This window comes from Heyndrickxia acidicola (genome assembly GCF_001636425.1).
In the GTDB taxonomy this organism is placed as follows: domain Bacteria; phylum Bacillota; class Bacilli; order Bacillales; family Bacillaceae_C; genus Bacillus_AE; species Bacillus_AE acidicola.
In genome coordinates this window covers 4,219,759-4,233,570 of record NZ_KV440953.1, presented here as the reverse complement: position 1 = coordinate 4,233,570, position 13,812 = coordinate 4,219,759, and the positions used below count along the sequence as shown (strand labels likewise).

At 40.3% G+C, this 13,812-nt stretch carries 10 protein-coding genes; 2 read left to right on the top strand and 8 right to left on the bottom strand.

Translation table 11 applies throughout. The features are described 5' to 3' along the window. Positions 1–166: 166 nt before the first annotated feature. On the bottom strand, positions 167–586 hold the full coding sequence (locus A5N88_RS19695) for a GNAT family N-acetyltransferase (protein ID WP_066269202.1): 420 nt from the start codon (positions 584–586) through the stop codon (positions 167–169). Positions 587–729: 143 nt separating this feature from the next. Between A5N88_RS19695 and A5N88_RS19690 the strand changes: the two genes are divergently transcribed. Further along, positions 730–2,268, top strand: a complete 1,539-nt coding sequence (locus A5N88_RS19690; RefSeq protein WP_066269200.1) for an MDR family MFS transporter — start codon at positions 730–732, stop codon at positions 2,266–2,268. Between the two features lie 42 nt (positions 2,269–2,310). Here A5N88_RS19690 and A5N88_RS19685 read toward each other — a convergent pair whose 3' ends face one another. Both A5N88_RS19685 and A5N88_RS19680 read right to left on the bottom strand, forming a co-directional pair. Further along, positions 2,311–3,939: an APC family permease gene (locus A5N88_RS19685; protein ID WP_066269198.1), complete on the bottom strand. Its 1,629-nt coding sequence runs from the start codon at positions 3,937–3,939 to the stop codon at positions 2,311–2,313. A gap of 892 nt (positions 3,940–4,831) precedes the next feature. Continuing rightward, complete coding sequence (locus tag A5N88_RS19680) at positions 4,832–5,287, bottom strand: hypothetical protein (RefSeq protein WP_066269195.1); 456 nt, start codon at positions 5,285–5,287, stop codon at positions 4,832–4,834. 182 nt (positions 5,288–5,469) lie between these two features. Here A5N88_RS19680 and A5N88_RS19675 point away from each other — a divergent pair, with 182 nt between their 5' ends. Then, positions 5,470–5,751 carry a hypothetical protein gene (locus tag A5N88_RS19675; protein WP_066269194.1) on the top strand — a complete coding sequence of 94 codons (282 nt, stop codon included), beginning with the start codon at positions 5,470–5,472 and terminating at the stop codon, positions 5,749–5,751. A 456-nt stretch (positions 5,752–6,207) separates the two neighbouring features. On the opposite strand, the gene A5N88_RS19670 is transcribed toward A5N88_RS19675, so the two are convergent. From A5N88_RS19670 to A5N88_RS19640, 5 genes are all read right to left on the bottom strand, one after another. Beyond that, positions 6,208–7,944: a methyl-accepting chemotaxis protein gene (locus A5N88_RS19670; RefSeq protein WP_066269193.1), complete on the bottom strand. Its 1,737-nt coding sequence runs from the start codon at positions 7,942–7,944 to the stop codon at positions 6,208–6,210. Between the two features lie 328 nt (positions 7,945–8,272). Further along, the gene (locus tag A5N88_RS19665; protein WP_066269192.1) at positions 8,273–9,100 is read right to left on the bottom strand and encodes an ATP-dependent DNA ligase; all 828 of its coding nucleotides are present in this window, start codon (positions 9,098–9,100) and stop codon (positions 8,273–8,275) included. A 175-nt stretch (positions 9,101–9,275) separates the two neighbouring features. Beyond that, positions 9,276–9,794 (bottom strand): GrpB family protein, encoded by a 519-nt coding sequence (locus tag A5N88_RS19660; RefSeq protein ID WP_066269188.1) that lies wholly within the window; start codon positions 9,792–9,794, stop codon positions 9,276–9,278. A 136-nt stretch (positions 9,795–9,930) separates the two neighbouring features. After that, positions 9,931–10,617: a DUF3885 domain-containing protein gene (locus A5N88_RS19655; protein WP_066269186.1), complete on the bottom strand. Its 687-nt coding sequence runs from the start codon at positions 10,615–10,617 to the stop codon at positions 9,931–9,933. A gap of 1,173 nt (positions 10,618–11,790) precedes the next feature. Further along, a complete protein-coding gene (locus A5N88_RS19640) occupies positions 11,791–13,530 on the bottom strand; it encodes a methyl-accepting chemotaxis protein (protein ID WP_066269177.1) in 1,740 nt (579 codons plus the stop codon). Positions 13,531–13,812 lie beyond the last annotated feature (282 nt).

Sequence of the window (13,812 nt, the reverse complement as noted above, 5' to 3'; positions counted from 1 at the left end):
AAGGACCGTTCTCTAAATTTTTCTCTTCGTCTGGGCCTTCATCCGCCTTATGAAGGACCGTTCTTTGAATTTTTCTCAGCGTTTAGGTCTTCATTTGCCTTATGGCCTTTTCCCCTAACGCATAACTACTTACCTCATTCTATAAACCCGCTTCCTCCAGCCCCTCTCACCCCAGCCTTTTCTCCAAATAATACAGCTGGTGGCCCTTCGGATGGTCCTCCACAATCCCAGTAATTTGAAACCCCTGCTTTTGATAAAAATCCGGAGCTTGAAAGCTGAATGTATCCAGAAGGATTAACCGGCAGCAGTGCTCGATGGCCGCCTCTTCCATACGCTGGAGCAGCTCTTTGCCATGGCCCTGCCCTCTAAGCGATACATCGACCCAAAGAAAATCAATATGCAGGTGATACCAGAAGATCGTCCCCGTGATGCCGCCCATAATCGTTCCTTCGTCGTTTCGCAGCATTAAGCTGAGCTTTTTTACTGGATGGCGAAGCTCTTTTGGGAGCGCCCTGACATTGTGTTCAATAACCTTATGCCGAATATAATCGCTGTCTTTCTCATTCCATTGCTGTGTAATTTCCATCGTATCCCCCATTCAGAAAAATCTGTCTTTATCTCAGCATACACGAATGCTCAAAAACTTTCATTTGATATCTTCCTCAGTTCATATTCAGTTCAAAATTCTTACATATACTGGCTTTACTCACGATTGAAAGGAACGATTGTATGGAAACAAATTTACAGTATGCAGAACAGTCTTTGATGAAAAAGAACCACAAAATCCTGGTGATGGCTGGTTTGATCATTGGACTGATTTTTCCCGAACTGGATGAAACCGTCGTAAATACGGCCATGCCGACCATCATTCGCAGTCTCGGCGGTTTATCCTTGTACGGCTGGGTCGGTGGTATTTATATGCTGAGCCTGTCAGCCTTCATGCCGATTCTGGGTAAGCTTGCAGATCTATATGGACGTAAAAAGATTTATATGATGTCCATGGCCTTTTTTATCCTAGGCTCCATTGTCTGCGGACTTTCTCACTCGATGACGATGCTTCTGATCGGACGGGGCATTCAGGGTCTTGGTGCCGGCGGGCTGATGCCGTTAGCAATGGCGATTTCAAGTGACCTCTTTCCGGTTGAAAAGCGGGCAAAAATTCAAAGCTTAATGGGCCCGATCATGTTTATTCCGATGCTGGCAGGTCCATTAATGGGCGGTTATTTTGTCGATAAAGCCAGCTGGCATTGGATTTTCTTTGTGAACATTCCTGTTGGTATCACGGCGGCTGCCCTGTTGGCATTTGGTTTACAGGAGGCATCCGTTAAAAAGCAAGTCGTGATCGACTGGGCAGGCTCTTTTCTTTTAGTGGCAGCGATCGTCTCACTGCTGATTACACCCGTACTCATACAAAACAACGGCTATATGTGGGGCTCCCCGCTCATCATTTCACTGCTATGTTTAGGAGTGATATTGATTGGTGTGTTCATTTGGACTGAGTCCAAAGTGAAAGAACCCATTGTCCCTCTTCACCTTTTTAAAAATCGTAACATATTAGTGCTTTCCCTGATTGTTTTTACAGTAGGATTTGGGCTTATGGGATCTTTCTCTTCCTTCCCTTATTTTGCACAAAATGTGCTCGGCCTGACACCAACAGAAGCTGGATACTTAACGCTCCCGCTGATGGTCGGGGCAATTGGCTCCTCCATGGTCAGCGGCTTCCTAATCACAAAAGTCCGATACAGAGAATTATTCGGGATTGCTTTCATCATGCCGATCATCGGATTTTATCTGTTCTCCCAAATGGACATTCATATTACCGTCTTTAAAATTTGTATTTTCTTTGTGATTACCGGCCTGGGCCTTGGTGTCATGTTCGGGGGTGACAATCTCATTGTTCAGGAATCTGTGGAAAAAGAAAATAAAGGAATTGCCTTGGCTACCGTTCCGCTTTTCCAAACGATTGGAGCGACTATCGGAGTGAGTATTTTTGGCAATCTGCTTTCCTCTGCTCTCACGGATAAGCTGAAGGGAATGGGCCGCCTCCTTCCAGAGGGGATGATGAAAAACAGCAACAGCCTTGCAGCAGGCGGCATTCCCCATCATCTTCCGCCGGCTCTTTTAACAACCGTCAAGACCATGTTTATTGACGCCTTCCAGCATATTTATTTGTATTCTTTTGGCGTTGCCATCGTATCCTTTTTACTATGCTGGTTTTTAAAGAAAGAAGTTCTTTCCACCAAGAAGGAAGAAGAAACACAATCATAATGAAAACAGGCCTGCATACGAGGATGCAGGCCTGTTCCTATGTTAGCTTAATGTAGTAGAAGAACTTTCCTCCTGCAGCGGCAGGGTTACATCCTGATGATCAAAAGCCTCATCCTCTTCCTCAATCATGGCTTTAGGAAGTCCTGAATACATCGCCCAATAGTAGATTGCCAGAGAACCAATCGCAATAATGATCAAATCAAGCGGTGCGGACAGGACTCCACGCCCTCCCCCAAAGGAGCCGTAATAGCATATTACCAGCATCATCACATAATAGGCCAAGAGCCACCACGCAGATTTCAGCTGCTGGGATAAGCTTACTGCACTTTTCTTTCGGAACTTGGAAAAAGCCAGATACACGATAAACATTAGAATTTGGAAGCCCAAAAGCCATGAAATAGTATTCCAGCCTGCCCAATACACGATATACGTGACAAAAACAAACGATATAGGGGCAATGACACTTCTTCCTTTTAGCTTAAAAGGTTTCTCTAAATGTTTAGCGTTTACATTAAACGCCGCTGTTGAAATCGGTGCGACAGCATAGGATAGAATCAATGCGACAGAACATACATTGACCAATGCATTCCAGGACGGAAAAGGCAGTGTCCAAAATACAGATAAAACAAACGTTAACCATAAAGCGCTACGTGGAATTCCTGTTTTATGATCCACTTTGGAAAACTTCTGAAAAAACGTTCCATTCCTCGACCAGGCATACACCAGCCGCGATGTCGTATTCATAAAGATATTTCCGTTTCCACCTGGAGACAAGACAGCATCCATGACGACAATAACCGCCAGCCACCCCAGGCCGAGTGCCACGGCGATATCTTTAAATGGCAATGGAAATTTGCCTTGGATATTCGCCCAGCCCTGCTGAAGACTGCCAGTGGGAATACTCCCGATGAACAGCACCTGTAAAGCCGTATAGATAAGAGTGGAGAGCACGATACAGATAATCAGTGCAATCGGAATATTTCGTTTTGGATTTTTTACTTCGCCGGCAACCGACACAATGGGGTGAAGACCCAGGTAGGCGAACATGACACCGCCTGATGTAATCGCCCCCTGTATACCTTTAAAGCCAAAGGGAGTAAAACCCTTTAAGGTGAAATTACCCGCCTTGAAGTGAAGGCTTAGCGTAACGATAATGGTCAGAGGTACAAAGTATTTGAAAATGGAAATGATCCTATTCGATTTTGCAAAAGTGCTGACACTCCAATAGTTTAAAAGAAAAAAGGCAAGCAGCATTAAAAATTGGACAAGCCAGCCTACTATTGTAGGAGCCTGAGAATTCGCTTTGGTCAAACCCGGCAGCCAATACGCAATATATTGGCGTACGGCCGTTACTTCAATGGAGATAAGACTGGAATAGGCAACGATCGTAATAAACGAAATTAAATACCCAACCAGTGGCCCGTGGGAATAAACAGGGTAGCGCAATATCCCGCCCGTCCTTGGCAGTGCCGCACCAAGCTCAGCATACACCAGCCCGATTAAAAGGATAATCAAGCCGCCAATGACCCAGGAAATAAATCCGCCCGGACCCGCTTTGGAAGCCACACTGCTGACGGCAAATAGCCATGCCGACCCAAAAATAGCGCCTAGACCAATCAGAATGAGATCGACTAAAGACATTGTTTTTTTGAATTTTCCAGATTGCTGCATAAACTTCCCCCTCACATGATGCACATCTACTTCTTTTATGTAGTGATTACTTTCTTCCAAATCAACGGTGATTCTCATTGATTTGGAGTCTTGCTAACTAGCTGGCTTACTTTCTATTAAATCAATATTATACAGAGTTACAGCTCAATTTGACATAATTTGTTCATTTTTCGGAAAACTTTGCGAAAAAATACCTAGTCAGTGCAACGGAAAGGCTGTCTTTCTCTTAATAGCGCTTGCTAATTTGCTATTACCCCGATTTTGTTTCTTTCAAGCATTTCTGCAAAATTTATCGACAGAAGGGATTGCTATTATCTTATACCTTAGCAGAGACCTGGTCTTCCTGCCGGTTGATTTACGCTTATAGGCTCTCGCTTTCCGCGGAGCGATTGGGGAGCCTCCTCGTCGCAGGCTCCTGCGGGGTCTCCCCAAATACGCTGATCCCGCAGGAGTCTCGTGCCTTCCGCTTCAATCAACTTTGGGTTCAGTTCTGGATTAGGATTAAAATAGGACAGGGTTTTGCACCGTCCGTTCTGCCGGTTGGTTTACAAACGAGTTTAGTTTTCTTCAAGGAAAAATAAGCAATACTTACTCCTTATCATCATTGTGATCTTTGGATTTGGAGTAGGAAAAATTAGTAGCTTAATTTCTAAATCCCGGAAAAACAAATAAATAGGCAGCTAAACTGATGCTTCAGTAAAAAGTTAAATGGTTTTCTTAGATGCGCTTTATATTGAAGGATGATGGTAATATCCAGGTGCAAGAGTTAGATATTCCGTTTCATTTCGATGCTGAAGGGGAGATTAGTACAAGATTAAAATCAAAATTATCCCACCTATCTAAGGTCATGGAAAAAAAGGCATTTTTCATTTCTCACTGCCCCAATTTCCCCCTAAAATCTAGAACCGTTGCCATGTAGAAAATTAGATGTTAAAAAAACTCCAACAGGTGGGAGTAAATCGCTTTTAATGGGAGGCCCTGTAAGGTTTGTCTGGGTTGTAGCTATCCAACTTCCAGACTCACCAGCATGTAAAGAATGGGGATTCATCCTCAAAAGCCCTCTAAAAACCAAATGCCGAATTGAAATTGAGGCATCATCAAACACAGTTAAAAGACCAATAAATGCTGCATAAGGTGAATCAAAATGTATTTGTTTACTGGTTTCATCCCAATCTCCGTTAATCGGAATAGGAATTCCGCGAAAATTTATCGTACCACTAACCTTATTATCAGTAATAGAGTTAATGATAAAGGTACCCGAAATGAACGGTCTGCCTGAAATTGTAGCATGGATTCCCCACTGCGATGGGACTGGTATACTTACTGTTATTTTTTCATTAGTTTGCAATTGTGTACTCTCCCTGCAAATAAAAATTAGATAGTATAGCCTATGTTTTACTAAAAAGAATGGATAGAAGGATTGAAAATATTTATTTATTTTTTTGAAAGGAAATCTATGGGTATTCGCCGTTTCAAGCTATAAGTGCCTACATAATTTATAGGTAATTAGACAAAAGGAAAGATGTCCAAATGTATCTGTATGGCGCTTATCAATTTCCCCAAACTCAGTTCGAGTACTATCCATTTATACAGCAGGAACAATATGACCCTAACAGGCAATTATCACAATTACTTCAACTGCCACAATGGCAGCAACTTGAACGCAGAGTCAATCTGCTTGAAAGGCAAAACAATATTCAAGAAAGAGAAATTGAACAACTTCATCGCCAATTACAACGAGTGAATCAGAGGCTTCGTGCAGTGGAAAACAGATTACACATTTCATTTACTCCTGTGGAAGGAGAGTTTTAACATTTACTGCTGGATTGACAAGGGCTATTGGTGAAAAATTTAAAAACTTTCGTTCTAAGGAGACCTCTTAATCAATTTCAGAAGTGAAATGGGCAATCAGTAGATGTTTCAAAAAATGTTGGCTCCTATTAGCTGGTTTAGTTGAATATTACACTACTGATTAAAATGTCCGACTGTTGTTGGTGTATTTCTAACCGTTTCTGCTAAAAATTCCCGATACATTCTAACATATCGATCCCGAGGTGTCTGCCAGTCGGCAGTCTATATGTGAATCGATATGCGAATGAGTGTGTAATCTAAAGTGTTAGAATAACTAAATCGTTGTTTAATTACCAAAAATAAGGGATACCATTTCATATAAGAATGAGTATCCCTTTTAGTTTGTTATTTGATGTTTTCTACCTCAAAACTGACAGAATTAGACTTTTTTGTCTCTTTCCCTGTTTCTGAGCTGCCTTATACATTAAAAACAGAAACCGATTCGAGCAGCTCCTCTGACAGCTTGGACAAGGAAGAAGAAGATTCTGCTATTTCGATCATGGTCGCAAGCTGTTCTTCCGTAGAGGCAGAAATGTTTTGAGTGCCATCTGAAGCGGAAGCGGAGATTTCCGAAATGGTCTTAATGGACGTAACCACTTGGTCCGTTTTTGTTTCAATTTCTTTTATTGAGCTGCTTACTTTTTCAATACGCTCAGACACTGCAGCTACAGAGCCGTGGATATCCCCGAAAGCGCGGCCTGCCAGATTGACAGATTTCAAGCCTGCTGCCAGCTCACTGTTCGTTTCTTGGGCTGCTTTTACAGCATCCTGTGTTTTTTGCTGAATAGAGGTAATTAGCTCCAGCACCTGTTTAGTAGAAGAGCTGGATTGCTCAGCCAGTTTGCGCACTTCCTCAGCCACAACTGCAAATCCTCTGCCGTGCTCACCTGCTCTTGCTGCTTCAATCGCTGCATTTAACGCTAAAAGATTCGTCTGCTCTGCAATGGACTGGATAACCGTCACAATTTGCCCAATTTCAGAAGAGTGATTGCCAAGCTCTGTGACTATGCCAGTTAGGGATTTTGCGGTTGTATCAATGGATTTCATCTGGCTGACCGCTTCCTCTACAGAAGCCCTTCCTTCTTGCGCAATTTCCGTAGCTGTTACAGTTGCCTCCGTTGATTGATTGGCGTTTTCTGCAATATCCTTCATTTGCCCTGAAATGGTTTGAATAAATTCAAAGCTTTCCTGGGTATTCTGTGCCTGCTGCTCCGTACCGGCAGCCAGCTCTTGAATGGTTTCAGCAATATGCTGTGTCGCAAGGCTGGTTTGTTCTGCACTTGCTGTTAACTGTTCAGAAGAAGCTGCCACCTGTTCGGAATGGAGGCTGACCTGCTGAATAACTTCTCGTAAATGGTTCTTCAATTGATTAGATACAGAAGCAATTTCTCCGATTTCATCATTTGATTTCACCTGGATGTCTTCACCTGTAAAATCGCCTTTTGCCACTTCTTTTAATTTATCCACTACAAATCGAAGCGGACGGATTGAGAAACTGATGGCAATGGCTCCTGCAACGGCTATAACGAGAGAAATAAGACCAATTATCATTATTACTGAAGTCCCTTGTATACCAAACTGTCCTGTTTGATCCGCGTGAAGCCTAAGCTGCTTCTCTGAATCATTTTTAATTAAAGTAAGCGATGCATTAAGCGGAATATACAAATCCGTCTCCTGCGAGGTTTCAAACACGGTATGCTTTGCAGCGTCACGGTTGGTTTGCGCCATACTACCAACATTATTGGTAAAATTAGTGAAACTTTGCGCATCCGTTATAGCCTTTTCGACATGTGCCTTTGCAGCCGCATTCAGCCCCAGATGTCCCGTTTGGATTGTTTTCAAGGCATTCAGTAAGTCTTGGCCGCTGGAAGTGATCACTCCTGCAGCTGCTTTTATAATCGTAGGATCTGTCGTTTTGGGTGTTCCTGCTATAAACAATGTGTTATCAACATTTGATAAAAAGCCCAGATTTGCCTTTTGGGCCATCTGTGTGTAGGTAAGATCTTGATTTTTAATGGTGTTTACATTTTGATTCATTTTATACGACATAAACATCGATGTGCCCACGTTTGCTAAAATGAGGATCAACAAAAGCATAATAATTCTCACTACTTTTGTTGATAAAGATCTCGATTTCTTTTTCTTCTTTGCCATTTCCATTTCCCCAATTCACTTAAAGATATTTCTTCCTTTCTTTTTATCGGACGGGGAACGCGAAAATTTGAATTGTAATTCGAAGAAATTTTTTAAATCACGCAAAATATAGGTATTTATCCCTATTTCAACTCTCTCATATAGTGACTATTTAGTCTCTTGCGACTTACGCATGTCACTACTATCAAAGAAAAATAGATTAAGCACTTATTACCAATCGATGAAGTACAGGAAAGTAACTTTTACTAAGAAGAGGAAAGAGCGGACACCTTTGAGGCGGCCGCTCTTTTTATTTATTCTGTGACTCAGCATTTTTAACTTTTTTCTTTTATGTGTGCCATTTATGAAATGAAGGAACTCTCAGTTTGCCATTGGATGTCCAGTTACGAAACTTAATATTACATGGAAATCCTTTTTTAAAACGAATAACTCTATCATTTTCTTCAAAAATATTTTCTTGAAGTGCATCATAGATTTTCTTGCTTTCAGTGACTGGTAAAGACTCCATAACGCCAATAGCAGGATCATGCTCATCTAAAGCCAGCAGATAAGAATTATCCCTTTTCAGTATGCCAGTAATATATACATCAAGGTAATGATAATTAATGACCTTTATCCACTTATCAGAACGTTTATCAATCTCATAACGGGAGTCTTTTCGCTTTTGAACAATACCCTCAAGTGAGTTCTCCTTAACAGCATTGAAGTATGCTATGGCATTGCCCTCAACCCATTGAACTAAAACAACATGTTCGGTTTGGAAGTTAAGCTTTGAAAGCAGTTCTTTACGCTGAATAAGAGGCCAATTAGCCACTTTTTCACCTTTATAATAGATAATATCAAACACGCAGAATTGAAGAAAATGTGTGGATCTTGCAGATTTAAACCGCTCCATCACTGCTTCAAAATCAGGCCCTCCGTTTGGACCTGGAACAATTAACTCTCCATCTAGAATGGTTCCATCCGGGATTTCGAGATCCTTATAAATCTCAGGAAACAGGGATGTGACCTCATTATTATGGCGCGTATATAAACGTACCTTATTATCAAATTTAGAGAGCAGCAGACGAATACCATCTAGCTTCAATTCAGTGATATAGTCCTCTGAATCAAAGGGTTCAGCTCCCCTTTCCAAAAGCATCGGACTAACAAACATGGAAGTCACCTCTATATTATATTGTAATAACATAAAGGTACGAATTAGTTATTTAATTAGTGGGCGTACAGAGAGATGTTTCCACCATTTGCAAAGAGGTTGTTTAATTTTCCCCAATCAATTCCTCCATTCTGCCCCTAAATGTTGTATCCATCACTAGCTCCTCTTTGAATGATTAACCTAATTCCTCTCTTGCTAATGCTACAACCCTTCTAATGAATGGCTCTTTATTTTTTGTATATGCGGGTCTATCAAATTTATAGGTAACAGCCAGCTCTTGCTTTAACAGCTCGTATTCTTTAGCCAATAAAGGGTTCAGCCTAAGATAATCACGAAACAACAATTTTTCAAACCATTCACTGCCGCCATATTCACAAATATGCAAATGGCAGGTCCCTTGTCCCCAAAGCCCTTTTCTAAAAAATCTTCTATCCACAATCTCAGGCTTTGGAACATATTCATATCCAATTTCATTTAAGGAGGAAATTAAATCAGGTACTGCTTCTAAGTCCGGTACACCTGCCATCATGTCGATAATGGGTTTAGCTGACAGTCCTTTAATAGACGTGCTCCCGATATGTTCGATTTGAATGATTCTATCACCCAAAACACCATGTATTCTCTTTTTCTCGTATTGGAATTGGCATTCCCAATCAGGATTATACTCACTTATCACAACGATTGGTTTTGTCATGGTTCCCGCCTTTATGGTCTATTTTTACTTAGTCATTTTCTATAGTACCGAATGAACTTCCTCTTAAGCTAACCTATTCCTAAATAAAAATAAAGGAGGGAAACCTCTTTCACGTGCAGTTACATAGCCAAACATATTAAGCATCACTAAGAAGTTCATCAATACTATCCTTACAGTAGCTACAAATCAAATCCCTATATTTATCATATAAGGGGCGCAGGGCCTCTAAAGACTTTGATATAATCTCACAGCCATAATCATCGTGCATAAAGAAGATTATATTTTTAGAGACATTAACGAAAAAAACATCAGGGTATTGCATCCCAACTTCGTTTGACAATCTTGGCTTTAAAGAAGGAAAATCTCTATTAGTTAACGTTTTTAATATAAAAGGGGTTTGAATGTCACGTTTTAAGCATTTTAAAGAATACTGAATGGTATGGCAGTTAAATGGTTCTTCCTCATCCTCTGGAGGAAACGGATAGGGCAGGGTACTTTGCTGTAAACGAAACCTGACATTCTTATTGGAGATATATTTAAGATATAATCCTAATTTCGATTTATAATTAAAATCATTTTCCTTGTAAAGATTTACGATGAGAAAGACTTGGTCATCATCTGAAAAAATGCTGTTAAAGATTGACAAAGCCTGAGAAAACACTTTTTCAAAGTATCGTGGATTCAAATCATCTGATCCATCCATATGAACAGAAAGTCCTTTTGCAAACTCAAAGTGCAAGTGAATTTTCCATTGGTTAATAAGACTCGGACCTAAAATAACACCAGGAAAACATTCACTTAAATAATCATTACTATTTAGCATTCTAAATTCCTTTCTTTACATGGCAATATAACAATTCCTTATGCCTCGTTGCCGTATCGGATCCCTAGCTCTATCACCTATTCCTTATTTATATACAAAAAAAAGCAGCTGTCAGCAGTTCTAGTTTTGCATGATCGCCTAGCTATTTCGGGAATATAATTCTATGACTTTTTCGACCTAAGACTTAACCAAAGAAGAAATAAAAAAATAACCAGTTGAATTAAATATCCGCCGTATTTATCCACTTGATTCCCATTTATGGAGTAATAAATAGTATACGGAATATCAAATAAAACAATATTAGCGATTAAGAGATATTCATACCATTTAATTCTCTTAAGTTTACTATTCTTTATCCATTCCTTCATTTTTAATACTCCTATTCCATAGTTGTAAAAGATTAAAACTTCATTTCTCCAGTAAGAACCCCTGTGACTATAACGGCAATAAGAATTGCCAATAAAGAAAGGATTACCCTATAAAATAGACGAATAGAGCTTAGACGATCTTTCATCCTGCTATTAAGACTAAAAACTAAGAATAGCAATAGAGCTTCAATGATTATCCCTTTAATATCAGCGGAATTGAATCGATTTGTTATATAAATGTGTGAATAAAAGCTTATTAGGATTAGTGCCATAAAAAAGATAAGCTGAAAGACAAAATATTTAATTACGTTCAAATTCAATATTCTCCCCAATCAAAAATTTTCCATTATCGTTAACAAAAGCTCAAATAATATGGCACCATAACCACTAAAAAAAAGTATAGAAGCCATTCATCTGAACCATATCAATGTAAAGATTTCTAGAAGGATTAAAAAAATAGCTGCTACACTAAATCCTATTAGTCGCTTTCTTGAGATCTTATTCAATAAATATTGCTCACTTAGATACAAGATAAAGCCTATGAAAAGGAATATATATGCAACACCGCGATAATTGTTGTATACCCCCAGAAACCAGGTGGATAGAAAATAAATAAGACCTCCTATGATCCAAAGAACAATGGCTGGTATAATCAAAAAATGGATCCTGTTTTTATAGAAATCTCTCCCTTAAAGAGAAAGACCAATCCGTATGCGAATTGGTCTTCTAATGATGGTTATTCTGACTCTATTGTACTACAACTGAAATTTTTTTCTCTAAATCTTTCATAAAAACATTACTAGATTTAAGAAAGATGGAACTTCGTCACAGCACTCTGCAGATTTTCTGCAAGGCTGGATAAGGCTTCGGCTGAAGCAGAAATTTCCTCCATAGAGGCAAGCTGCTCCTGCGTAGCACTGGCATTTTCGTGGCTTCCTGAAGCTAATTCCTGGGAGATGCCCTTTGCCTGCTCCATTTCCGCTGCAATGGTTGATGTAGTGGTTTGCATTTTTTCCACAGCTGTAGAAACATCTGTGACCTTCTTCGTGACATTGTCAATGGAGACGGAAATCTCCTTGAATGCGTGATTAACGTCGTTTGTATAAGAAAGTCCGCGTTCGACTCTTTCTTTCCCCTGCTCCATGGCTGAAACCGTTTCGTTGGTTTCCTGCTGAATCAAGGTCACCATTTGCTTAATCTGGTCAGCGGAATTACGTGATTCCTCTGCAAGCTTACGAACCTCATTGGCAACAACCGCAAAGCCTTTACCGTGCTCTCCTGCCCTTGCGCTTTCAATCGCTGCATTCAGGGCAAGCAAATTGGTTTGTTCTGCAATTCCGGTTATCAAGGCTGTCATATTTCGAATCTCATTCGATCTTTGGCCGAGTGAATAAATTTTGTCGCTGGCACTGATAACAGACTGGTGAATTTCATTCATCTGGGATACAACATGAGCGACCGACTCTGACCCTTTTTGCGTTAAAGCAGAAGTACTTTGTGAATCCTCCAGCATGCCCTTGGAATAGCTGGCAATCCGGGAAGTATTCGTCGCCATTTCATTTACTGAGGCTGAGATCGCCGTAAAAGTTTGAAGCTGGTCCTCCGTCCTCTGTGCACTCTCCAGAACAATATGGGACACCTGTTCTGAGGAGCTGGCACTTTGCTGCGCACTGGCCGTAAGCTGTTCGGAGCTTGAGGCTACCTGCATGCTCGAATCAATTACCTGGCTGACTACCACGCGAAGATCCTCTACCATTTGGTTGAAGGAAGCTGCCAATTGGCCAATTTCATCCTTGCTTTTCACTTGCAATGGCTCTACATTTAAATTCCCTTTTGCGACCTTTTCCATAAAGCCGGTGACTTTCTGAATTGGAGTAGAAATCATGCGCCCTATAATAATGGAGACCGTCAGTCCAATGGCAAGTGCGGCCACACTTAGAATTTCAATGACAAGGATGTTGATATTAACAGCCTGCTGTGTATTCTTTACGCCTTGATTCATCGTTTTTTGTTCATTATCGACAAGCTTTTGGGTGGTATTTTTAAAATTGCTGCTGATCTGCTTCAAGGTCGTGTCCATCACTTCAGCAATTTGTTGTTGATTATTGCTTCCTTCCTTCAGTTGAAACTCCTGGTTGGCAGCATCCATAAAGCTCTGATCAAGTGTTTCAATTTGCTGCAAAAGCGCTGTACTGCTGGCTGAGTTTTGAGACTTTTCCAGCTGGTTTAAAAGCAATAGATATGTCTTCTGATCAACATAGTAACGGTCCTTTACCCCTACATTTCCCGTCACCAAATATTCTCTCATATCAATATTCTGGTCCTGCATGGCACTCTTTAAATCCTTCACCAATAGAAGCTTTTGCACCTGCTGATCCAACAGGCTTTGGTAACTCTTTTGCGTTTGCAGAAGGTTAAATATGCTGCTTCCTCCGACCAAGACCAGAAGGACCAACACCGCAATAAAACCCCTTAATATTTTCCATTTTATGGTTGTTTTGCGTGTATTCGTTTTCTTTTTAGGCTTTGTTTTTTTTGATTTCATCCTTTTTTTGGTCCTTTCGTCTCTGTTGATATATGTATATTATCCTTTCAGAAAGTATGAGTAGAGTGGAATTTTCAAACTCACTAAAACATGTAATGCTTTAGCAAACTACTTTTCCATTCTGACACAGTCTTGAACAAGGACTTTATTTCACCACTTTTATCGGATAAAATTCAGATTTATGAAGCATTACTAAAATATTATTTTATTTCGAAAATTCATCATAAAACAACCTGCCATGCGAGCGAAGACAGGCTAAAATGGGAGTGGATTTTTCCTGAA